Here is a 23,501-nt window from a genome sequence, read left to right on the forward strand (position 1 = left end):
TATATGAGTAAATACGACGATATCAGATTTTCAAAAAATGTTTCATCCTACCTTTCACTATTCATTATCGCTTTGCTGGCTGTGCTTTTCATATTGGGTGCTTTCTTCATCTACATGTACATCAAATCGGGTTCCGAGCCGCTCGACCCGAACTCTACTGAAGTGAAGGAAGTGACCATCGAGCAGGGATCGTCTTCAGGCATGATCGGTGATCAGCTGGAAAATGAAGAGATCATCAGAAACGGTACGATGTTCGAATTGTACCTCAAGCTGAACAGCATATCAGACTATCATGCGGGTTCATATGAACTGTCCCCGTCGATGAACTTCGAGCAGATTGCAAAAACGCTTGAAACAGGGCGGATCTATGAAGAGGTTCTCGGCCGTCTGACGATTCCTGAAGGATTCACCATCGAGCAGATTGCTGCCCAGATGGCGGATCAGGAGCAGATCAGCGGACAGGAGGACCGGTTCCTGGAACTGATGGAGGATGAGGCATTCATCGATACACTGATCGAGGAGTATCCGGATATGCTCTCTGAAGAGATACTTGCCGAGGATGTGAAGTATGCACTTGAAGGCTATCTGTATCCAGCCACATACGACATTACTGAAGAGGAACCGGACATCGAGAATCTCGTAAGACGGATGCTCGATGCAACAAGAAACAATACATTCAGTGTATACCAGTCGAGTAACGGCTATTCGATTACATTCGAAGGGGAGACCGAAGAGCTGTCATTCCATGAATTCCTGACGCTGTCCTCACTGATTGAAAAAGAGGCGACTTCACTGGCCGACCGTTCGAAGATTGCAAGTGTATTCCTGAACAGGATGTCTGAGAGTCCGAGCATGCCGCTGCAGACCGATCCGACGATTGCGTATGCCATCGGCGAGCACCAGGAACGGATACTTTTCGAGGACCTTGAAGTGGAGGATCCGTATAACACCTACACCAACACCGGCCTGCCTCCAGGACCGATCGCGTCACCAGGCATGCAGTCTGTTCAAAGTACGATGAACCCTTCAAACACGGACTTCTACTACTTCCTGGCAGATAGTGAAGGGAACAACCATTTCGCCAGAACGTTCGAAGAGCATGTTGAGAATAGGGAACAGTACATCAATAACCAGTAATGTATAAAAGCACCTTTTCTTTCAAAATGATTTGTGCTACTATAAACTGTGATAAATAAGGCAACTGATAACGCTTGTTATCAGTTGTACTTTTTTGTATATGGTGGGTAATATGGACATTTATGAATACATTAGAAATCTGAATGCACGTCCAGAGGCATTCCCGGAAATGCTTGCGTATGCCAAGCGGCACGATGTGCCGATCATGGATGAAGATGCACTGAACGTGATGAAGCACTACATGAAGCTGGCCCGAGTCAAAAACGTACTTGAAATTGGAACTGCAATCGGCTATAGTGCCATGCATATGCTGTCTGTGGATGACAGTGTGTCGGTAGTGACGATTGAAAAGGATGAAGATGCCCATCGGACGGCAAATGCATTTTTTACAGATCATGGGGTCTCCCACCGGGTGTTGAGCGTACTTGGCGATGCCAAGGAAGTTCCGTTCGAAGCGCTCGGCGAAGCGCCTTTCGATCTGCTTTTCATAGATGCATCCAAAGGAAACAACCAGCGTTTCTATGAACGGTACCTGCCTCTTGTGAAAACAGGAGGTCTCATTATAGTGGATAATATCCTGATCCGTGGACTTGTCGTACAAGACGGCATTACTGCACGTGGAACCCGCAGAATGAAGGAGAAGGTCGATGGTTTCAATAGAGCCATTGCCGGTTCCGGGACCGCTTCTGCATTTCTGCCGGTTGGGGATGGTCTGCTTGTGATTATCAAAGATGAAAAGGAAGAGCTCAGATGAAGAGACCAACAGTCATAGGTATAGCTGGGGGGTCCGGTTCCGGCAAGACTTCGGTGACACGCAAGATCATGGAGGCGCTGGATGGCCACAGCGTTGTTCTGATCGAACAGGACTACTACTACAAGGACCAGAGTGATAAGACGTTTGAAGAAAGGTTGCGCACGAACTATGACCATCCTTTCGCATTCGACAATGACCTGCTGATTGCGCATATCAGGCAGCTGATCAACCGCCAGGCAGTCGAAATTCCTACATACAACTACGAAATACACACCAGAAGCGATGAAACGATAGAAGTGGAGCCGAAGGATGTCATTATTCTGGAAGGCATCTTCGCTCTGGAGAATGAAAAACTCAGAAATCTGATGGATGTCAAATTATATGTGGATACAGATTCCGACATCCGCATCCTGAGACGCCTGCAGCGGGATATCGAAAAGCGCGGGCGTACCATGGATTCGGTCATCAGCCAGTACTTGAACGTCGTCCGGCCCATGCATCTCCAGTTCATTGAACCGACCAAACGCTTCAGTGATATCATCATTCCTGAAGGCGGGGAGAACAATGTGGCGATCGACCTCATTACAACCAAGATCCGCACGCTGCTGAGCGAATAGCAATTTCAAATATATTATATAAAAAGACGAAGGAGTACGATGGATATGCAAAAAGAATTCCCAATGACACAGAGTGGCTATGAACAGCTTCAGGAAGAGCTTGAACAGCTGAGAACCGTCAAGCGTCCAGAAGTTGTGGAGAAGATAAAAGTGGCAAGAAGTTTCGGAGACCTCTCCGAGAACTCCGAATATGATGCCGCCAAGGACGAACAGGGCTTCGTCGAGCAGGAAATTACAAAGATCGAGGATATGCTGCGCCATGCCAAGATTATCGAAGACAGCAATGACAACAACAGCGTCCAGATCGGCAAGACGGTCACTTTCAAGGAGCTGCCGGATGGCGACCAGGAAACCTACCAGATTGTCGGTAGTGCTGAAGCGGATCCATTCGAAGGCAAGATCTCAAATGAATCTCCAATCGCAAAATCACTTCTCGGTGCAAGACTCAATGATTCTGTCAATGTTCCGCTCCCGAATGGCAATGACATGAAAGTGGAAATCGTTTCTATTGACTAGGGGTGTCATCGGTATCATCGGTGCCATGAAACCTGAAATCGATATCCTTTTGGAGTGGATGGATGTCGAATCGACCGACTCGATTGCACATGCAAAAGTGTATCAGGGAAAACTTGAGGGCCAGGATGTCGTCCTGGTCCAAAGCGGTATCGGCAAGGTCAACGCCAGCATGATTACAGCGCTTCTGCTCGAGAGGTACTATATACGCATTCTGATCAATACAGGGGTTGCCGGTGCGCTGTCTGATAAGCTTGATGCAACCGATATGGTAGTCAGTACGTCTGTCCTCCATCATGATGTGGATGCGGTGGAATTCGGCTATGAGCTGGGACAGGTTCCCGGCATGCCGAAGTTCTATATTGCGGATAAGGGCCTCGCTAAACTGTCCATTGAGGCCATCGCCGGAAATGTCGATATTAAAGGATATGGCGGCCTTATCGTCAGCGGCGATTCATTTATCAGCAGTAGTGAACAAAAGAGCCGGATCACCCGCAATTTCAGGTCAGCACTGGCTGTGGATATGGAATCTGCTGCGATTGCACAGACCTGCTACCAGTATTCGACGCCTTTCGTCATCATCCGTTCGATTTCCGACAAGGCGGATGACACAGCAGATATGACATATGAAGAATTTCTGTCCAAAGCTTGTGTTCATTCGTCTGAAGTTGTAAAATCATTAGTGAAGGATTTGTAATCTGGAGGGGAAACGCCATGATCTATCTTATGAGCTTTGCAGTCGTCATTACAATCGTTATCGGTTACCTCATCTATCGAGATACTGATGTAGAGGATAATGAAATCAATGAATAACCCAAAAGCGCCTTAATCTTTAAGGGGCTTTTCTTTTTGTGGTAAGATATTAAAAAACTCATTAGGAGTGCATATATTGAAGCTGCTGGAAAAATACTTTCTACCAAGTGACTATTTCAGGGAATTCCATAGCATTACGCCACAGTATCTGAAGAGCCGCGGCATCAAAGCTGTAATTACGGATCTTGACAACACACTCGTAGGCTATGATGAACCCGAGGCGAACGAAAGTGTGCTGGAATGGTTCAAATCAATGAATGAAAATGATATAAAAGTGACAATTGTATCCAATGGGAGCAGGAACAGGGTCGGCAGGTTCTGTGATCCCCATGATATCGAATATATTTTCAGAGCAAGGAAACCGCTCGGCAGCGCCTATAGGAAAGCTGTGAAAATGATGGATGAAGACAAGAGGGAGACGGTCATGATCGGTGACCAGCTGATGACAGATGTATTCGGTGCAAACCGTGTCGGTCTAGAGAGCATACTTGTCTTGCCGGTTAAGAAGAAGGATGGCTGGGCGACAGTCGTCAATAGAAGAATCGAACGGGTTCTTATGAAGTACTTTGACCAGAAGGGTCTAATCCAGTGGGGGGACTAATATTTGGAAGCAATAAAATGTATCGGTTGCGGTGCAGAACTGCAATCTGAAGATAAGAACAAGCCGGGATTCATCCCGGCAAGCGGCATGGACAAGGAGAATCCGATATGCAAGCGGTGCTATCGACTGAAGCACTATAACGAAGTGATGGACATAGACATCGACTCCGGAGAATTTCTGACCATGCTCAATGCACTGTACGAAACCGACGGACTGATCGTCAAAGTCATCGATGTCTTTGATTTTCATGGCAGCCTGATACCAGCGTTCAACAGAATTGTCGGTGACAAGGACGTCATTGCAGTGATCAACAAGATCGATCTGCTGCCGAAGTCCGTCAATCGCAGCCGTCTCGTCCACAGGGCGAAGCAGATGCTCAGTGAAGCGGGAATCCGGGCGATCGACACCGTTGTCGTCAGTGCCATGAAGAATGAAGGCATGGATACGCTTGTCAATAAGCTGTCAAGCCACGCCAATGGACAGGATATCTATGTCGTAGGCACGACAAACGTCGGCAAATCGACGCTGATCAACAGACTGATAGAAAATACTTCCGGTGACAAGGAGGTCATCACGACCAGCAGATTCCCTGGTACGACACTCGATCTGATCGACATACCGCTCGATGAGAATGCGTTCATCTACGATACGCCGGGCGTTGTAATGGATTCCCAGATGGCACATTATGTGCAATCCGAAAACTTGAAGTTCATCTCTCCAGCCAAGGAGATCAAGTCCAAGACCTTCCAGCTGGATGCGTCACAGACACTGTTCATTGCGAACCTTGCCAGAATGGATTTTGTCAGCGGTGACAGAAACAGCTTTGTCGTCTATGCCAATCATGCACTCAACATCCATCGCACCAAGACGGCCAATGCGGACGATTTCTACAAGAAGCACTTCAACACGCTGCTCGCGCCGCCTGAAATATCAAAGCCGTATTTGAGCGAAGATTATGAGGTGTTCGAGTTCGATATGGAAGAGGACAGCGACATTTCCATAAGCGGTCTGGCGTTCATCCGCGCAGGTGCAGGCGCCACTGTTGCGGTCAGAGTGCCGAAAGGCATCGATGTCACACTGCGTCCGACAATCTTTAAAGGTGGTCAATAATGGGTAGATATGCAGTAATAGGGTACCCGATTTCACATACACTTTCCCCGCTGATTCATAATGCCAACTTCGAAGCCAAAGGGACGGCGGACCAGTATTCGGCGATTGCAGTGCCCCCTGACCAGCTCATGCACATCAGGGATACCATCAGATCAGAGGGTCTCGCCGGCTTCAATGTGACGATTCCGCACAAGGAAAAGATCATGGAATATCTGGATCACGTGGATGCGGATGCCATGAAGATCGGTGCGGTCAACACCGTCTCCGTTGATGGAGATGTACTGACCGGCCATAACACGGATATTACCGGGTACCTGGATGCATTCAACCAGACATTCGGCAGGCAGCACAGGCGCATACTGATCATTGGTGCAGGTGGTGCTGCAAAAGCTGTCCACAGGGCACATGCCAATAATGGTGACACGGTGACAATTGCCGCCCGCCGCATGGAGAGCTTCCAGCAGTTCAGAACTGTTGATTTCAAAGCGGTACTGATTTCGGATATACCGGACCTCGATCCGCATGACGCAATCATCAATACGACACCGGTCGGCATGAAGCATGAGGATCTGTTTGAAGAAATGGAAATACCGCACTCGATCATCACTGAAGATACACTCGGTGTGGATCTCATCTATCAGCCGGAAAGAACGAAGTTTCTCGAATACTTTGCAGAAGGCCACTATATGAATGGCATGCCGATGCTCATTCATCAGGCTATGGATGCCTACACTATATGGACCGGTGAACAGGGTGACATTGCAGCAGTCAATAGAAAATATAAAGCACATATCGGAGGTAAATCATGAACAAATTAACTTCACGGCAGGTGAAGCAGCTCAAATCAGAAGCACACCATCTGAGTCCTATCTTTCAGGTGGGAAAGAATGGTGTCAATAACAACTTCATTGAACAGATCGATGATGTACTGGAGAAAAGGGAACTGATCAAGATTTCCATACTGCAGAACTGCCTCGAGGACAAGGATACGATTGCCCAGCAGATCAGCGAAGGCACGAAAGGCCATATCGTCACTGTCATCGGCAATACGATTATCCTGTATAGAGAATCCAAAGAAAACAAAAAGATCGACCTGTCATGAAGATAGGTCTTTTTGGCGGGACATTCGATCCGGTGCACCCGGGTCACATCCATGCAGTGGTGGAAGCATATATTGCACTCGACCTGGATAAGGTGATCTGTATTCCGGCCAGACAGTCACCACTGAAGACAGAAGTGCCGACAAGTGATCATCACCGGTTGAAGATGCTCGAACATGCAGTGCGCCATTATGATTTCATCGAGATCGATACGTGGGAAATGGAGCAGGAAGGTGTGAGCTACACTTATGATACGGCTGTCCATCTGAAGACGCAGTACCCGGATGATGCCCTCTTTTTCCTGATCGGAACGGATCAGTATAGAAGTTTTGAGAAATGGCATCGCTATCAGGAACTGCTCGAGATGCTGAATTTTGTTGTCATGGACCGCTTTTCCGATGCTCCGGTCAGCGATGATCGTTTCATGATCATCAGCCAGCCGGTGCTCGAAATTTCATCAACCATAATCCGGGAACGCATCAGAGAGGGAATACAGGTCCGGCATCAGCTTGATCCTGAGGTATATCAGTATATAAAGGAGAATCACCTGTATGAAGCATAAATCAGCCATCAATCTAGCCAAGGACAAACTGCCTGAGAAACGCTACAAGCATTCGAAGCGGGTTGCGGAAACCGCAGTGGAAATGGCGAACATCTACGGTGGAGATAAGAACAAGTGCTTTCTGGCCGGCATTCTTCATGATTTTTCCAAATATGATGAGCTTGGTGAGATGTACCAGTACGTGACAAACTATAAGCTTGATCCTGAACTGCTCGAATTCAAAAGCGAGGTGCTTCACGGTCCGGTGGCTGCCGTCAAGATGCGGGAGGAGCATGGTGTTGCCGACGAAGAGATCTTCCACGCCATCATGAACCATACAAGCGGCAGAAGCCAGATGTCGCTCAATGAAAAGATCATCTATGTTGCAGACTACATCGAGCCCGAGCGGACACAACCGGGCGTCGAGGGAATAAGGGATATCGTGTTCCAGCAGCAGAATCTGGACAAGGCTGTCTACGAAATAACGAAAGCGAATATACTTCATCTTGTGACAAAGGACCGTCCGGTATATCGCAGAACACTTGAGTGCTTGAACTACTACAATATGGTTAAGGAGTGACTGTATGAATACAGAACAACTGGTCGATCTTCTGATCGAAGCGTGTGACAATAAGCGCGCAGAGGAAATTATGAAATTTGATGTCAAAGAGACAAGCAGTGTCACAGACTGCTACCTGATCTGCCACGGCAACTCGGACAGGCAGGTCCAGGCGATTGCAGACGAGGTCATGGACTTCTGCAAAGAACGTGAAATGGATTATCTGATCGAAGGCTACAGGGAAGGAAAATGGGTACTGATCGACGTCAACAACGTCGTTGTTCATGTCTTCCATAAGCCTGAACGCGACTACTATAACCTTGAGCGGCTGTTCAAGTACGGTGAGCGCGTTGAAGTCTAGTCCGACCTATCAGCTTTTCAGCCACTATTATGATGAGCTGACATATGATATGCCATATGCGCTCTGGCTTGATATCATCCACCATTATGGAAAAAACAAGCAGACAGTGCTCGATATCGGCTGCGGTACCGGACGTCTGACGCGCCAGCTCGGTTTCCAAACCATCACCGGCATGGACCAGTCGGACATGATGCTTGACGTTGCACGCCGGCATGATGCACCGAATATTGAATATGTGCAGGGAGACATGCGTGACTTCGATCTAGGACGCACTTTCGATATGGTCACCGCAACTGTCGATGTACTGAACTACTGCAGCAGTCCGGACGAGGTGATCCAGGTGCTGAAACAAGTATACGAGCATTTGGCATCAGGCGGTATCTTCATTTTTGATATTCATAGCGCCTTTAAAATGAATGAGGACTTCAATGACGTCACATACAGCGATGAAACGGATCACATCACCTATATATGGCACGCTCTGCAGGGTGAAGCACCACTGTCCGTCGTCCATGATATGACGTTTTTCATCAAGGATGCGGATGATCCAGAACTCTACCGCAAGGTGGTGGAGACGCACAGCCAGCGAACATACACCCATATGGAGATGCTCCAGCTGATCAGCCGGTCCGGTTTCACCATCGATGCCGCTTTCAGTGACTTCGATATGGAAAATGCAGTGACTGAAGTATGCGACAGAGTATTCTATGTATTGAAGAAGTAGAAGTGATCTGACTCTATAGTCAGGTCATTTTTATTTCTCGAGTTTTTTTATTTATTTGACATCGAAAAAAATCAAAATGGCCATTTTTCACCATATATATATAAAGAGATTTTTCAGGAGGAATGTATATGGTGGATTTGGGTGCAATCTGGCGGAAATATCGATATGTGATTGGCGGTGGCGGCGGTGTGCTCATTGCTTTGGTTGTGGTATTCCTTCTTCTTTCACCGAATCAGGAAATCGAGGTAATGGCCTATGAGCCGGAAACGACGGAGGAAGCTTCCGGAGAAGAAGCGTCATCAGCGGAGGAAAGTGTATTAGTGGAAAACATTTTTGTCGAGGTGAAGGGGGCGGTGAAACACCCGGGTGTATTTGAGCTGCCGCCTGATGCCAGAGTGAAAAATGTGCTCGAGATGGCACAGCTCGAACCGGAAGCGGATCTGCTCACGGTCAACCAGTCGATGAAACTTGTCGATGAGATGGTCATCCATGTTCCGAAAGTGGGGGAGGAAACTGCTGCCATCGAGGCGCCTGGTCCGACTGATGAGGGCGCTTCCGGAGAAGATAAGGTGAACATCAATACGGCAAGCATCGAAGAGCTGACGACGCTGAACGGCATTGGTGAGAAGAAGGCTCAGCTCTTCATCGACTACAGGGAAGAGAACGGGCTTTTCATGAAGCTTGAAGATATCAAGAATATCTCCGGAATCGGAGATAAAACATATGAAAGTCTGGAACCTTATATTACAATAGATGAATAGTAAAGAGGAGGGCGAATATGAGAATAGACTGGCATCAGTATTTCCTGGCCCAGAGCCATCTGCTGAGCCTGCGCTCTACATGCGAGCGGCTCAAAGTGGGCGCAACAATTGTAAAGGATAACCGGGTGATTGCCGGAGGGTACAATGGATCGGTGTCAGGCGAAGCCCATTGCATCGATGTGGGTTGCCTGATTGAAGGAAAGCACTGCATCAGAACCATCCATGCAGAAATAAATGCGCTGCTGCAATGTTCCAAGTTCGGGGTATCGACGGAAGGGGCAAGCATCTACGTCACCCATTTTCCATGTGTGCACTGTACAAAATCGCTGATCCAGGCGGGCATCCGTTACATATACTATGCAGAAGATTATAAGAATCATCCGTATGCACTGGAACTGCTGGAGAAGACAGGCGTTCATTACGAGCGTATCCCCTTCAACAGGGATAATGTGATCGATGCACTGCATCAGCAGACATGATTCCTTTTCTTATCCTGCTGGCGATTCTTAATGGATATATTCTGGCCGGCCAGCCGGTCATCGGGTTATTTTTCATCATCACTACCAGTGTAATCAGCTATAGAAAACTGGGAGGCTTGTTTCTCATCCTCCATTGTCTAGTGGCAGCCATCATCTCGATGGCTGTTTTTATGTTGCCTGAAAAAACACCTCCACCAGTTGACAGCATTCCAGGCTTTACCGTCACCGGCTACAAGTACTACCAGGACAGCATTGCACATACTGCCACATACAATGACAGACGGTATGACCTCTATCTCGAGGAATCGGTGAAGCTGCCGGTCGGATATGCGTGTTCAGGGCCGTTTGAAGTGCATATGCCGGCTGAGAACAGGAACTTCATCAAGGTGGACGACAGGATGACAATGAATATCAATGATCTCGCTGGCCGCATATATGAAGACACCATTGATGCTGCAGCATGCCAACCTGTCGAGAAAACGGCAGGGATGCGGCTGGCCGAAATCAGGGACGGCTATATGGAACGTGTTCTTGGTGCAACTGTCCACGACTACAAGTTTGATATACTGACGCTGTCGGTCGGCAACAAGGCATATATTACATCGGAATTCTTTGATTCACTGCAGAAGCTCGGCATCTATCATCTCTATGTCATTTCAGGCACCCATATCGCATTCATCAGTGGCATCCTGTTCTTCCTGCTCAACCGGCTGCGTCTTGATATTACGACAATCAGACTGGTCATGATGGCCAGTCTGATCCTGTTCCTTTTCCTCAACTTCTTCAGTCCGAGTGTCTTCCGTGCTGTGTTCATGACCGTCGTACTGCTGGCAACCTCATTCACAAGGCATAAGCCGTATCTGGCTATCATTTCGCTGTCTGCCATCATCCAGATACTGCTAAATCCATGGATCGTCTACCATGCCGGATTCCAGCTGTCCTATATCACCACATTCCTGATTATTCTGAGCCGGAACTACTGGAGCCAGTATGGATTTTTCACACAGCTGTTCGGCATTACACTGATTGCCGAATTCTCCACCCTCGTCATCCTGCTGCATCAGTTCAACGAACTGAGCATCAGCGGCATCATGATGAATCTCATATTCGTTCCACTATTCACCTTTCTGATATTTCCGATGGTGATTCTTTTCAATGTAATGGCGTTTACACATCTGCCGGTATTCATGGACGTGTTCTATTCATTCACCTTCGGCATGCTGCGCCAGCTGATCACCGTCATTGCAGAGGGCATGCGTCACCGCATTTCGGTTGCCAACCTGAACTTTTTCTGGCTGATCCTGCTTGTCACACTGACGTACTGGATGATCCGCACGCTCTGTCTGAAGCAGTTCAGACGACTTGTGGTGCTGACTATATGCTTCGGTTTGTCCATATATATGATCGATCGGCTGTCCTATCAGGACTATACGGTAACGATGGTGGATGTCGGGCAGGGGGATGCATTTGTCATCGAGGATCACAGGAGTGGCACAGTCATCCTGCTGGACACCGGGGGACAGTTCTATTTCCGGGATGCCGGACGCAAGCTTTCTGAAAGGACGGTGCTGCCGTATCTTAAGGAGTCCGGAGTCGACCGGATCGACATGCTGATCCTTTCCCATTTCGATCTGGATCACGTCGGGGAGAGCCATCATATCATGACCGAACTGCCGGTGGATCATGTCTACCTTAATGCGAATGACCCGGGTTTTGAAGCCTGGTACGCCGGAGTGCCGCGGGATTTCGAGGGGAAGATTATCAACGCACTGGAATCACGGGAGATCAGAGCCGGCGGCATTGTGATTGAAAGACTATTTCCAGATGCAACGCTGCAGGAGGTGGATACGAATCGGAACTCACTCGTACTGAAAGTCCATACCGGCAGCTTCAGCTTCCTGTTTACCGGAGACACTGATGTTGAGATGGAAACGCAGATGATGTCTACGCAGGGAACAATCGAAGCGGATGTGCTGAAGCTCGCCCACCATGGCTCGGATACATCAACTGGCGACCACTTTCTCGCCCACTCGACCTTTACATACGGTCTCATCTCGGCAGGACTGGACAATCGCTACGACCATCCGCATGCGGAGGTTCTCGGGCGGGTCCGGGACCTCAGGCTGCTGGACACCACGAAGCATGGCATGGTACGCTTTACCATCAGGAATGACAGGATGTGCATCGAAACAAAACTTGATGAAACGATAGATCATTGCATAAAAAAAAGAGCTGAATGATCAGCTCTTAACCTGCAACAATCTGGAAGATCTGGGCAACAACATAAATGGCTGTCAGGCCGAGGAAACCAACCAGAAACCCAAGTCCGGAATCGACGATGTCGTTGTTCTTGGATTGTACGTGCTTTTCGAATTTATTCATGAGATAACCTCCTAAACATATCCCTTACAGTATAGGATAAATTCACAAAAAAAGCTATAATGGATTTATAATCAGTACAGGAGCGACTTTATAGATGGAAAAACTACAGCTTATATATGGCAGCAATACCATGAGAATTACAGAAAAGGCGAAATCCCTCGCACAGAACTTTGTCGACGAGCCGGACGCGTTCAGTATCGTTACGCTCAATTACAAGGAGACACCGGTCGAGGGCATCATCGAAGAAGCGCAGACCCTGCCTTTCCTGTCCGACCGGAAAGCCGTCATCGTGGACGATGCCTTTTCCTTTACCGGCGCCAAAGTACGCTCTGAAGTCGAGCACAATATCGATCTGCTCGTCGAGTACTTCAATAATAAGAATGACGACACGCTGGTCATATTCAAGGTGTTCAGCGAACAGCTTGATAACCGCAAGAAGATCACCAAGCTGATCAAGAGCAAAGGTGAAATCACACAGATCAGTGAAATGACCGAGCAGGAAATCCGCGGCTTCATCAGAAATGAAGTGGATGGGGCAGGCGTGCAGATGGATGCATCGGCCATGGATCTGTTCATCCAGCTTGTCGGCATCAAGTACGAGCACGTATCAAACGAGCTGCAGAAGGTGCTGCTCTATGTCGAGGAATCGGTGACGGAATCGGATATCGAGGCTATTGTCAGTGTCAGCCTCGAACAGAACATATTCAAGCTGACCGACCTGATACTGTCGGGCAGGAAAGCGGAAGCGGTCAAGCTCCTTCGTGACCTCATCCTGCAGAATGAGGAGCCGATGCAGCTGCTGCACCTTATCATCAGCCAGCTGAGACTGCTCTACCAGGTCAAACTGATGCAGCAGGAAGGCTATCAGGGCGACTCCATCGCCAAGGCGCTCAAAGTCCATCCATACCGCGTCAAGCTCGCCGTCCGGGAAGTGCGCAAGTACCAGCAGGCGGAGCTTGAGCGCAAGATGGTCAAATGCCGGGATATCGACTACAAATTCAAATCCAGCTATCTCGACAGGGAGACACTGTTCGAGCTGTTTATTCTGGAAATTTAAAAATCCCCTCTCGAATGAGGTGAACTTTTTTAGTTCACCTCATTCGAGAGGGGATGCGTCATTTAGGAAAATAAAAAAACCTTCCGGAAGAAGGTTTTACTTGGACATCAGTTGAGATTTCACACGAGCCGCTTTGTTAGTGTGGATCAGGTTCTTTTTAGAAGCTTTATCTACATGTTTAACAGCGTTGGAAATAAGTGTCTCAACGTTTTCTGCATTGTTTGTTTTAGCAGTCATCGCACGCTTGACAGCAGTACGCATTTCGTTTTTTTGAGCAATATTTTGGCTATGCGCTTTTTCAGTAGTTTTCACTCTTTTGATAGCTGATTTAATGTTAGGCATTAATTTCACCTCCATCTTATAGTTGTACAACTTTAATTGCAACAAGATGTATTTTATCAAATAAGCCGTGGATATGCAATATAAATAGAAAATGAATTGAACGAAATTGCGTTTGTTGTTATAATACAACCATTGTCATTAAGAGAAAGTTGGAAGATATATGAATGATCACGAGCGTTTGAAACGTCAGGAAAAAATAAGAAACTTTTCAATCATCGCCCATATTGATCACGGCAAGAGTACGCTTGCAGACCGTATTCTTGAAAATACCAAATCTGTCACATCAAGAGAGATGAAGTCACAGCTTCTCGACTCGATGGATCTGGAGCGTGAACGTGGCATTACAATAAAACTGAATGCAGTGCAGCTTAAATATACTGCTCAGGATGGCGAAGACTATATTTTCCATCTTATAGATACACCGGGACACGTCGATTTTACATACGAAGTCTCCCGTTCTCTCGCTGCCTGCGAAGGCGCGATTCTCGTCGTGGATGCAGCCCAGGGCATCGAAGCCCAGACACTGGCGAACGTCTATCTGGCACTAGACAATGACCTGGAACTGATTCCGGTCATCAATAAGATCGATCTGCCTGCAGCGGATCCGGAACGGATCGCACAGGAAGTGGAGGATGTCATCGGACTGGATAAGGAAGATGCCATCATGGCATCAGCCAAGGCGAACATCGGTATTGAAGAAATACTTGAGAGTGTCGTCAGGACGGTTCCTGCACCGGCAGGAGACCCGTCAGCACCGCTCAAGGCGCTGATCTTCGACTCCATCTTCGACCCGTACCGCGGGGTCATCTCATCCATCCGTATTGTGGAAGGGACAGTCAAACCGGGCGATAAGATCAAAATGATGGCGACCGGCAAGACGTTTGAAGTGGCTGAAGTCGGCATCAATACGCCGAAGCCGCTTCCGGTACAGGAACTGACGGTCGGCGACGTCGGCTATCTGATGGCTTCGGTCAAGAATGTCAGCGACTCCCGTGTCGGTGATACCATCACGCTTGCTGACAATCCGGCTGAAGCACCGCTCCAGGGCTATAAGAAGATGAACCCGATGGTCTACTGCGGCATCTATCCGATTGATTCCGGCAAGTACAATGATCTGCGCGAAGCACTCGAAAAGCTTGAACTCAACGATTCCGCGCTCGTCTACGAGCCGGAGACTTCCCAGGCACTCGGTTTCGGCTATCGTACCGGCTTCCTCGGACTGCTTCACATGGAGATCGTCCAGGAGCGTATCGAGCGTGAGTTCGGCATCGAGCTGATTGCGACGGCACCATCCGTCATATATGAAGTGTTCATGACGGACGGTTCCAAAGTCGTCGTCGACAACCCGGCGGAAATGCCGGATCCGCAGAAGATCGACCACATCGAGGAACCATACGTGAAATCGACGGTCATGGTGCCGAATGAATATGTCGGCTCTGTCATGGAACTGTGCCAGAAGAAACGCGGCAACTTCATCACGATGGACTATCTCGATGATATCCGTGTCAACATCATCTATGAAATTCCGCTGTCTGAAGTCGTCTTCGACTTCTTCGATCAGCTGAAATCCCAGACGAAGGGCTACGCTTCATTCGACTATGAAATGATCGGCTACAAGGAGAGCAGACTTGTCAAGATGGATGTGCTCCTGAATGGCGAGCAGGTCGATGCACTGAGCATCATTGTCCACCGTGATTTCGCCTACGACCGCGGCAAGATCATCGTCGAGAAGCTGAAGAACCTGATTCCGCGCCAGCAGTTTGAAGTGCCTGTCCAGGCGGCAATCGGCCAGAAGGTCATTGCCCGGACGAACATCAAGTCGATGGGCAAGAACGTACTTTCCAAGTGCTATGGCGGGGATATCAGCCGTAAGCGCAAACTGCTCGAGAAGCAGAAAGAAGGTAAGAAAAAAATGAAGGCAGTTGGAAGTGTGGAGATTCCTCAGGAAGCATTTCTCGCTGTACTTAAAATGGACGAAGAATAAAAGCCACTGCATAGTGGCTTTTCGTTTTGAATGGAGTGTCGTCATGGCAGAAAGCCTATATATTCATATCCCCTTTTGCAACCGCATATGCACGTACTGCGACTTCAACAAGGTGCTGATCCACAACCAGCCGGTCGATGCCTATCTGGATGCACTGATCAGAGAGCTGCGCGCAATCAAAGCGCAGAATTTCAGAACCATCTTCGTCGGTGGAGGCACACCGACCGCGCTCAGTGAAGCGCAGCTCGCCCGCCTGCTTGCAGCAGTCAACGAGCGCTTCCACGTAACGGAAGAGTTCACGTTCGAGGCGAATCCCGATGAACTGACACCGGGCAAGCTTGATGTACTGAAGAACCATGGTGTCAACCGCATCAGCCTCGGTGTCCAGACTTTCAATGAGGACCTGCTCAAAGTACTCGGCCGCTCCCATGGCTATGATGACATATTCAATGCCATCAATCATATGGAGAAGATCGGCCTCGACAACTACTCGCTCGACCTGATGTACAATCTGCCAGGCGAGACGATGCAGGATCTGGACGACAGTCTTAGTCATATACAGACGTTGTCACCGAAGCATATCTCCTGGTATTCACTGATCATTGAACCGCATACCGTGTTCTACAACCAGATCAGAAAAGGCCGGATGAAGGTCGATGACGATGACATCGAAGGACAGAAGTACCAGCATGTCATCAATGGTCTCCGGGCTCTCGGCTATCCGCAGTACGAGATTTCGAACTTCTCGCAGCCGGCCTATGAATCGGAGCACAACAAGACCTACTGGAAGAACGAGCCGTACTACGGCGCTGGTGCCGGCAGCCATGGGTATATCGACAGCACGAGATACTACAACATCAAGCCGGTCAACCACTATATCCAGTCCATGGACGAAACGGGCTCGGTCGTCAAAGAGACACTGCCGCTTGACATAAAGGCGCAGATGGAGGAGGAGATGTTCCTCGGCCTGCGCATGAACCGTGGTGTGGATGCCAACCGGTTCGAATCGAAATTCGGCCGTTCCATGGATGACGTCTATGGCACTGTCATAAGGCAGGAGACGGACAGGGGACATATCACGAGCAGCGAGGGATATGTTGCGCTGACGGACGCAGGACGCATGGTCGGCAATACTGTTTTCATGGAGTTTCTGCTTGAAGAATAGTTTTCGATATTAATTGACCATATGGATTGACATACTTTGACCAATTTGATAAATTAATATTGGCACTTGAGGATAAAGAGTGCTAATGAGGTGATGTCAATTTTAACCCAGAGACAGGAAATCATACTATTTTCAATAGTCGACGATTTTTTGAAGGTCATGATGCCCATCAGTTCCAAGCATCTTATTGAAAAGTACAGACTGGACATCTCTTCAGCAACAGTGAGAAACGAAATGGCCAAGCTAGAAACAGACGGATACTTGACCAAGCCGCATACATCGGCAGGCAGAATACCGTCCCGCAAGGCACTCCGGTTCTATACCGGAATGCTGAGCAAGGAGCTTGGCGGTTCCAAAAGCCAGCTCCACTTCGATTTCCATCCCGAAGTGGAGGAGATGGACCGAGGCGGCATGACACGCTCACTGGCCGACGTGATCAGCAGTACGACGCAATATCTGACACAGGTTTCATTGACTGAAGAAGATGAAATCATCAAAGGTCTTTTTCTGACACCCATCACCACAAACACACTACTTCTTATCATCGTCCTTGAGTCGGGAACAATCAGAAAAATACCGGTTGATAGCGATGACTTTGTCACTGTTCCGGAACTTGAAAAGCTCGGCAATGAAATGAATGTCCTGTCATACGGTCAGCCGCTAAGCCACCTGCCGTCGATCATCCATCAGATGCAGGTTGCGCCGACGCTCACTGTATTGAAAGCGAGTATATGGCAGTCGGTCACAGGCGGCATCAGTGAGCCGCATAAGGTGGTCGGACATTCAGGATTCAACCATCTGATCCACCAGATCAGCTCTGATATCGCAACACTTCAGCTGCTGTATGATGATATGGAATCGGATCAGTTGAATGATATCATCGATCTCAATACAATAGATGGGGTCGACGTATACTTCAGTGACGAGCTGAACAGGGATTATGATTCGATTTCTGTCATTGCGACGAATTTCAGTTTCAATGGCATGAATGGAAACCTTATGATAATCGGTCCTGAAATGATGGGGTACAAGGAAGTCATACGGCTCATGTACGCCATACGGAACCAGGAAATGAAAAGGAGTGAACACAGTGACGGAAAATAAAACGAATGAAGAATTGGAACAGCAGAAAAATGACCAGACAGTCGAACCGAGAGAAGCGGACATCGAAAAGGATGAAGCTGCGGTAGAAGCTGCGGAAGCGGACATCGAGGAGAATGAAGCGGATATCGAAGCAGCGGAAGCTGCCGATGAACAGCCGTCCGATCCTAAAGACGAGGAGATTGCGGCACTGAAACAGCAGGTTGAGGCGGAAGAGAACAAATACTTGAAACTCTATGCGGAGTTTGACAACTTCAAGCGCCGCAACCGTCAGGAAATGGAGCTCAACAACAAGTACAAGCACCAGAAGATTGTTGAGGACCTGCTTCCGATCATCGATAACCTCGAACGCGCACTCAGGATCGAAGGAGAGTCCGATTCCTTCAATTCACTGCTTAAAGGTGTGGAAATGGTGTACAATGACCTTGTCAATACACTGATGAAACACGATGTGAAGGAAATAGAAAGCACCGGGCATACATTTGACCCGAACTTCCATCAGGCAGTGATGACGGAAGCATCTGATGAAGAAGATGGCATTGTCATCGAGGAATTCCAGAAGGGTTATATGCTGAAGGACAGGGTCATCCGTCCGAGCATGGTCAAAGTAAGCGAGTAGCTTCACAGACTGAATGAATATTTACTAAATGGAGGAATTTTATCATGAGTAAAGTTATTGGTATAGACTTGGGAACAACAAACTCTGTTGTATCAGTATTGGAAGGCGGAGAGCCGAAAGTCATCCAAAATGCAGAAGGCAACCGCACAACACCTTCAGTCGTTTCATTCAAAGACGGCGAAAAACAGGTCGGTGAGGTCGCGAAGCGCCAGGCGATCACCAACCCGAATACGATCATGTCCATCAAAAGACATATGGGTACGGACCACAAGGAAACAGTGGACGGCAAGGAATACACACCACAGGAAATTTCCGCAATGATCCTTCAGAACCTGAAAGAGACTGCTGAAAGCTACCTTGGCGAAAAAGTATCCAAAGCGGTCGTTACAGTACCAGCATACTTCAATGACTCCGAGCGTCAGGCGACAAAAGACGCAGGCAGAATCGCCGGTCTTGAAGTTGAGCGCATCATCAACGAGCCGACTGCAGCAGCATTGGCATACGGTCTCGACAAGCAGGAGAAGGACGAAAAAGTACTCGTATTCGACCTTGGTGGCGGTACGTTCGACGTATCCATCCTTGAACTCGGCGACGGTGTATTCGAAGTGCTTTCCACTGCCGGTGACAACCGCCTTGGCGGCGATGACTTCGACAGCGTCATCATTGATCACCTCGTCGACACATTCAAAAAAGAGAACGGCATCGACCTGTCCAAGGACAAGATGGCGATGCAGCGTCTGAAAGATGCAGCTGAAAAAGCGAAGAAGGACCTCTCCGGTGTATCTTCCACTCAGATCTCACTGCCATTCATCTCTGCAGGAGAAGCGGGTCCACTGCACCTTGAAACAAACTTGACACGTGCAAAATTCGATGAGCTTTCAAGAAGCCTCGTAGAACGCACAATGGGACCAACACGCCAGGCAATCAAAGATGCCGGCATCGACAGAAATGAAATCGACCAGGTCATCCTTGTGGGTGGTTCCACGCGTATTCCGGCTGTACAGGAAGCAATCAAGAAAGAAGCCGGCAAAGAACCGAACAAGAGCGTCAACCCGGACGAAGTTGTTGCAATGGGTGCAGCCATCCAGGGCGGCGTACTTTCCGGTGATGTCCAGGACGTTGTACTTCTCGACGTGACACCACTATCCCTCGGTATCGAAACGATGGGCGGCGTGTCTACAGTTCTTATCGAGAGAAACACGACGATTCCGACAAGCAAGTCCCAAGTATTCTCAACAGCTTCAGACAACCAGCCGGCAGTGGATATCCACGTACTGCAAGGTGAGCGTCCAATGGCGGCAGACAACAAGACGCTCGGCAGATTCCAGCTGACGGATATTCCACCAGCACCAAGAGGTGTACCTCAGATCGAAGTGACATTCGATATCGACAAGAACGGTATCGTCAACGTTACTGCCAAAGATCAGGGTACTGGCAAGGAGCAGAAGATCACAATCGAATCCAGCTCCAACCTTTCAGATGAGGATATCGACAGAATGGTCGAGGAAGCTGAAAAGAACGCTGAGGCAGACAAGCAGCGCCGTGAGGAAGTCGATCTGAGAAACGAAGCGGATCAGCTTGTATTCACAACCGACAAGACTATTGAAGATCTTGGCGACAAGGTCGATGCTGAAGAGAAGGAAAAAGCGGAAAGTGCCAAGGAAGAACTGAAACAGGCGCTTGAAGGTTCCGACATCGAAGACATCAAGTCCAAAAAAGAAGCACTTGAACAGATTGTCCAGGGCATGTCCATGAAGCTTTATGAGCAGATGGCCCAGGAGCAGCAGGCCGAGGAAAATGCCCAGACATCAGACGATGATGTGGTTGACGCTGACTTCAAAGAAGTGGACGACGAAGATAAGAAATAATAATGATATCAACTTTTAATTGATAAAAGTCAAAGCCAACCGCATTGGCTTTGACTTTTTTAAATGATATAGTATACAGGTTGGAGGCGATAGAATGGCAAAAAGAGATTACTACGAGGTGCTTGGCGTCAGCAAGGATGCGTCAAAGGACGAAATCAAGAAGGCATACCGGAAGCTGTCAAAGAAGTACCATCCGGATATAAATAAGGACGAAGGATCTGATGCGCTATTCAAGGAAGTATCGGAAGCCTATGAAACACTGAGTGATGAAAACAAGCGCGCCCAGTACGACCGGTTCGGCCATGAAGGCATGAACCAGCAGTTCGGTGGCGGCGGATTCAGCGGTGCCGGCGGTTTCGGGGGATTTGAAGACATCTTCAGCTCATTCTTCGGCGGTGGCGGAAGAATGGATCCAAATGCACCAAGAAAAGGCGATGATCTCCAGTACACGATGACCATCAACTTTGCTGAAGCGGTATTCGGTGTCACAAAGACGATCACCATCAAGAAGGAAGTGCAGTGTGACGTCTGTGACGGCAGTGGTGCAAAACCGGGCACGTCCAAATCCACATGTAAGATGTGTTCAGGTGTCGGCCGTGTTGCAGTCGAACAGAACACACCATTCGGCAGGATCCAGACCGAACGTACATGTCCGACATGCAGCGGTACAGGTGAAGAGATAGAAAGCCCATGTGATAAATGTAAAGGTGCCGGCACTGTGACGAAGGATGTGCAGATCGAAGTGACTGTACCTGAAGGTGTCGATAACGGCCAGCAGATCAGATTGCAGGGCAAAGGTGAGCCGGGCATCAATGGCGGCCCGGCGGGCGACCTCTATATCGTCTTCCGTGTCAGACCGGACACGAGATTCACAAGAGATGCGGATGACATCCACTACGAACTGCCGATTTCATTTGCACAGGCAGCCCTTGGTGACGAAGTGAAAGTGCCGACAATGAGTTCTGAAGTCGTACTGACCATTCCGGCAGGTACCCAATCGGGCAAAAGGTTCCGTCTTAAGGAGAAGGGCGTCAAAAATGTCCACGGTTATGGATATGGCGACCAGTTCGTTACTGTGAAAGTGGTTACACCAACGAAGCTTACAGAGCGTGAAACGGAACTCTTCCGTCAGCTTGCAGAGCATGGTGGGGAAGACATCACTGAACAGAATGAAAATTTCTTCGATAAGACGAAAAGATTTTTTAAGGGTGACTGATTATGAAATGGCATGAAGTATCCATCCACACCAAGGAGAGCAATGAAGAGCTGCTCTCCGGTTTTCTCAATACAATATCAAAGGGTGTGTCGATCGAGCATTCGCTGGATATTCTAAAGCAGAAGATCGACAATTTTGATGACAAGTATCGTCTGGATCCGAAAGACTATCCGGAAAGTGACATCCGCATCATCGTCTACTTTGACGAGACGGCAGACATTGACAGCAAGCTTCAGGAAATTGAAGGTTTCATCAGCAGCAATGATCTTGATGATGAGGATAACCTGTTTATCAATAGAAAAGAGATCGATGAAGAGGACTGGGAAAACGAATGGAAGAAGTATTTCCACAGCTTCCGTGTATCGGACAGATTTGTCATCGTCCCTTCGTGGGAGCTTGAAGATTATGAGTTTGAGGCAGAAGACAAGCTGATAAAACTCGATCCCGGCATGGCATTCGGCACCGGCGACCATCCAACAACGAGCATGTGCCTCAGGATGGTGGAGAGTACGGTGGAGCCGCATCATAAGATCATCGATGTCGGTACCGGCTCGGGCATTCTGACCATCGGCGCCCATCTGATGGGTGCGAGGGATCTGAAAGCGACGGATATAGACGAGCTGTCCATCAAGGTTGCCCGCGAAAACTTCGAACTGAATGCATGTGTGGATGATGTTGTCCTTGAAACCGGAGACCTGCTGAAGTCGGAATCCGGGCAGTACGATATCATCATCGCCAACATACTGGCGCATATCATCGATGAGATGATCGAGGATGCCTACACGCATCTGAATCGAGGCGGCAGCTTCATCGCCTCAGGCATCATCACGGAAAAGAGTGATTCGATCGTGGCTCACATGACACGTACTGGATTCTCCATTGAGGAAATACTTGAAGATAATGGCTGGGTCAGCATCCATGCCAGGAAAGCGTAGACCGATGCAGAGATATTTTATAGACGAAGCATTGGAAGTGGATCAGCACTTCAGCATCACCTCGGATGATGCACACCATATGAAGAATGTGATGCGCTTTCGTCCTGAGGACACTTTTCATGCTGTCGATCAGAAGCAGTGCACGTATCTATGCGAAATTGCAGAAGTATCTCACGATATCGACTGCCGTGTAATCAGCGCTGTCGACGAGTCGCCTGAACTGCCGGTGAAGGTTACCTTGTACTGTCCACTTTTAAAAGGTGAAAAATTCGACTGGATGATCCAGAAGGCGACGGAGCTCGGTGCCCATGAATTTCTAATCTATGAGGCGGACCGCAGTATCGTCAGATTGGATGACAAGAAGCGGAAGAAGCGGCTTGAGCGGTTTGGCAAGATTGTCAAGGAAGCCAGTGAGCAGAGCAGAAGACAGGTCATTCCCAATATCGATTTCGTGCCTGCAGTGGACAGGCTTGATTTCGAAGAATACGATCGCCTGCTGTTCGCCTTTGAAGGCAACGCGCTCAACCCTGCGACAAATATCCAGAGCGCCATTTCGGATATTGCTCATGGCAGTCGCATTGCATTCATATTCGGTCCGGAAGGCGGGTTCAGTGAAGCGGAGACCAAGCAGTTGTCAAAGCATCACTCGATCCGTCTCGGACCCAGGATACTTCGTGCCGAAACAGCCCCATTATATGCACTCTCAGCCATCAGTAATAGTTTTGAAACGCCTGCCTCCAATTGAAGAAAGGGGCAGGCTAT

The 23,501-nt window shown here is 48.6% G+C and carries 27 protein-coding genes; 25 read left to right on the forward strand and 2 right to left on the reverse strand.

Features of this window, described 5'->3' with window-relative positions; genetic code table 11:
- Positions 1-3 precede the first annotated feature (3 nt).
- The 16 genes from mltG to J4760_RS02400 all read left to right on the forward strand — a co-directional run bounded on the left by mltG (position 4) and on the right by J4760_RS02400 (position 12,310).
- A complete protein-coding gene (mltG, locus tag J4760_RS02325) occupies positions 4-1,137 on the forward strand; it encodes an endolytic transglycosylase MltG (protein WP_237604653.1) in 1,134 nt (377 codons plus the stop codon).
- Between the two features lie 112 nt (positions 1,138-1,249).
- Entirely contained in the window at positions 1,250-1,891 is a 642-nt protein-coding gene (locus J4760_RS02330) for an O-methyltransferase (protein WP_237604654.1), read from the forward strand.
- A complete protein-coding gene (gene udk, locus J4760_RS02335) occupies positions 1,888-2,508 on the forward strand; it encodes a uridine kinase (RefSeq protein ID WP_145285813.1) in 621 nt (206 codons plus the stop codon). The genes J4760_RS02330 and udk overlap by 4 nt, the downstream gene beginning before the upstream one ends.
- A 39-nt stretch (positions 2,509-2,547) precedes the next feature.
- A complete protein-coding gene (gene greA, locus J4760_RS02340; protein WP_145285816.1) occupies positions 2,548-3,024 on the forward strand; it encodes a transcription elongation factor GreA in 477 nt (158 codons plus the stop codon).
- Positions 3,017-3,718, forward strand: a complete 702-nt coding sequence (locus tag J4760_RS02345) for a 5'-methylthioadenosine/adenosylhomocysteine nucleosidase (RefSeq protein WP_237604655.1) — start codon at positions 3,017-3,019, stop codon at positions 3,716-3,718. The genes greA and J4760_RS02345 overlap by 8 nt, the downstream gene beginning before the upstream one ends.
- A gap of 192 nt (positions 3,719-3,910) precedes the next feature.
- On the forward strand, positions 3,911-4,435 hold the full coding sequence (locus J4760_RS02350) for a YqeG family HAD IIIA-type phosphatase (RefSeq protein ID WP_145285821.1): 525 nt from the start codon (positions 3,911-3,913) through the stop codon (positions 4,433-4,435).
- Between the two features lie 3 nt (positions 4,436-4,438).
- Complete coding sequence (gene yqeH / locus J4760_RS02355) at positions 4,439-5,545, forward strand: ribosome biogenesis GTPase YqeH (RefSeq protein ID WP_145285824.1); 1,107 nt, start codon at positions 4,439-4,441, stop codon at positions 5,543-5,545.
- A complete protein-coding gene (aroE, locus tag J4760_RS02360; protein WP_237604656.1) occupies positions 5,545-6,354 on the forward strand; it encodes a shikimate dehydrogenase in 810 nt (269 codons plus the stop codon). The genes yqeH and aroE overlap by 1 nt, the downstream gene beginning before the upstream one ends.
- Positions 6,351-6,647, forward strand: coding sequence for a ribosome assembly RNA-binding protein YhbY (gene yhbY, locus J4760_RS02365; protein WP_145285829.1), 297 nt, complete (start codon positions 6,351-6,353; stop codon positions 6,645-6,647). Before aroE ends, yhbY begins: the two co-directional genes overlap by 4 nt.
- Positions 6,644-7,207 (forward strand): nicotinate (nicotinamide) nucleotide adenylyltransferase, encoded by a 564-nt coding sequence (gene nadD / locus J4760_RS02370; RefSeq protein WP_145285832.1) that lies wholly within the window; start codon positions 6,644-6,646, stop codon positions 7,205-7,207. The genes yhbY and nadD overlap by 4 nt, the downstream gene beginning before the upstream one ends.
- Entirely contained in the window at positions 7,197-7,766 is a 570-nt protein-coding gene (gene yqeK / locus J4760_RS02375; protein WP_145285834.1) for a bis(5'-nucleosyl)-tetraphosphatase (symmetrical) YqeK, read from the forward strand. The genes nadD and yqeK overlap by 11 nt, the downstream gene beginning before the upstream one ends.
- A gap of 4 nt (positions 7,767-7,770) precedes the next feature.
- A complete protein-coding gene (gene rsfS, locus J4760_RS02380; RefSeq protein WP_145285837.1) occupies positions 7,771-8,106 on the forward strand; it encodes a ribosome silencing factor in 336 nt (111 codons plus the stop codon).
- Positions 8,096-8,830: a class I SAM-dependent DNA methyltransferase gene (locus J4760_RS02385; protein WP_237604657.1), complete on the forward strand. Its 735-nt coding sequence runs from the start codon at positions 8,096-8,098 to the stop codon at positions 8,828-8,830. Before rsfS ends, J4760_RS02385 begins: the two co-directional genes overlap by 11 nt.
- Before the next feature lie 128 nt (positions 8,831-8,958).
- Positions 8,959-9,591 (forward strand): helix-hairpin-helix domain-containing protein, encoded by a 633-nt coding sequence (locus J4760_RS02390; protein ID WP_237604658.1) that lies wholly within the window; start codon positions 8,959-8,961, stop codon positions 9,589-9,591.
- A gap of 17 nt (positions 9,592-9,608) precedes the next feature.
- Complete coding sequence (locus J4760_RS02395) at positions 9,609-10,070, forward strand: ComE operon protein 2 (protein ID WP_237604659.1); 462 nt, start codon at positions 9,609-9,611, stop codon at positions 10,068-10,070.
- Positions 10,067-12,310, forward strand: coding sequence for a DNA internalization-related competence protein ComEC/Rec2 (locus J4760_RS02400; protein ID WP_237604660.1), 2,244 nt, complete (start codon positions 10,067-10,069; stop codon positions 12,308-12,310). Before J4760_RS02395 ends, J4760_RS02400 begins: the two co-directional genes overlap by 4 nt.
- A 7-nt stretch (positions 12,311-12,317) precedes the next feature.
- Here J4760_RS02400 and J4760_RS02405 read toward each other — a convergent pair whose 3' ends face one another.
- Positions 12,318-12,452, reverse strand: coding sequence for a YqzM family protein (locus J4760_RS02405; protein WP_237604661.1), 135 nt, complete (start codon positions 12,450-12,452; stop codon positions 12,318-12,320).
- Between the two features lie 94 nt (positions 12,453-12,546).
- On the opposite strand from J4760_RS02405, the gene holA reads away from it, so the two are divergent.
- On the forward strand, positions 12,547-13,509 hold the full coding sequence (gene holA / locus J4760_RS02410; protein ID WP_237604662.1) for a DNA polymerase III subunit delta: 963 nt from the start codon (positions 12,547-12,549) through the stop codon (positions 13,507-13,509).
- A gap of 96 nt (positions 13,510-13,605) precedes the next feature.
- Here holA and rpsT read toward each other — a convergent pair whose 3' ends face one another.
- Positions 13,606-13,851 (reverse strand): 30S ribosomal protein S20, encoded by a 246-nt coding sequence (gene rpsT, locus J4760_RS02415; RefSeq protein ID WP_145285857.1) that lies wholly within the window; start codon positions 13,849-13,851, stop codon positions 13,606-13,608.
- A 160-nt stretch (positions 13,852-14,011) separates the two neighbouring features.
- Here rpsT and lepA point away from each other — a divergent pair, with 160 nt between their 5' ends.
- The 8 genes from lepA to J4760_RS02455 all read left to right on the forward strand — a co-directional run bounded on the left by lepA (position 14,012) and on the right by J4760_RS02455 (position 23,484).
- Complete coding sequence (gene lepA / locus J4760_RS02420) at positions 14,012-15,835, forward strand: translation elongation factor 4 (protein ID WP_237604663.1); 1,824 nt, start codon at positions 14,012-14,014, stop codon at positions 15,833-15,835.
- A gap of 43 nt (positions 15,836-15,878) precedes the next feature.
- Positions 15,879-17,000, forward strand: coding sequence for a radical SAM family heme chaperone HemW (gene hemW / locus J4760_RS02425; protein ID WP_237604664.1), 1,122 nt, complete (start codon positions 15,879-15,881; stop codon positions 16,998-17,000).
- A gap of 93 nt (positions 17,001-17,093) precedes the next feature.
- Positions 17,094-18,104 (forward strand): heat-inducible transcription repressor HrcA, encoded by a 1,011-nt coding sequence (locus J4760_RS02430; RefSeq protein ID WP_237604665.1) that lies wholly within the window; start codon positions 17,094-17,096, stop codon positions 18,102-18,104.
- On the forward strand, positions 18,091-18,720 hold the full coding sequence (grpE, locus tag J4760_RS02435) for a nucleotide exchange factor GrpE (protein ID WP_145285870.1): 630 nt from the start codon (positions 18,091-18,093) through the stop codon (positions 18,718-18,720). Before J4760_RS02430 ends, grpE begins: the two co-directional genes overlap by 14 nt.
- A 44-nt stretch (positions 18,721-18,764) precedes the next feature.
- Entirely contained in the window at positions 18,765-20,588 is a 1,824-nt protein-coding gene (gene dnaK / locus J4760_RS02440; protein WP_237604666.1) for a molecular chaperone DnaK, read from the forward strand.
- A gap of 94 nt (positions 20,589-20,682) precedes the next feature.
- A complete protein-coding gene (dnaJ, locus tag J4760_RS02445; RefSeq protein ID WP_237604667.1) occupies positions 20,683-21,804 on the forward strand; it encodes a molecular chaperone DnaJ in 1,122 nt (373 codons plus the stop codon).
- 2 nt (positions 21,805-21,806) lie between these two features.
- Positions 21,807-22,739 (forward strand): 50S ribosomal protein L11 methyltransferase, encoded by a 933-nt coding sequence (gene prmA / locus J4760_RS02450; protein WP_237604668.1) that lies wholly within the window; start codon positions 21,807-21,809, stop codon positions 22,737-22,739.
- Between the two features lie 4 nt (positions 22,740-22,743).
- Complete coding sequence (locus J4760_RS02455) at positions 22,744-23,484, forward strand: RsmE family RNA methyltransferase (protein WP_145287323.1); 741 nt, start codon at positions 22,744-22,746, stop codon at positions 23,482-23,484.
- Positions 23,485-23,501: the final 17 nt, after the last annotated feature.

The organism is Salinicoccus sp. ID82-1 (assembly GCF_021991715.1).
Taxonomy (GTDB): domain Bacteria; phylum Bacillota; class Bacilli; order Staphylococcales; family Salinicoccaceae; genus Salinicoccus; species Salinicoccus cyprini.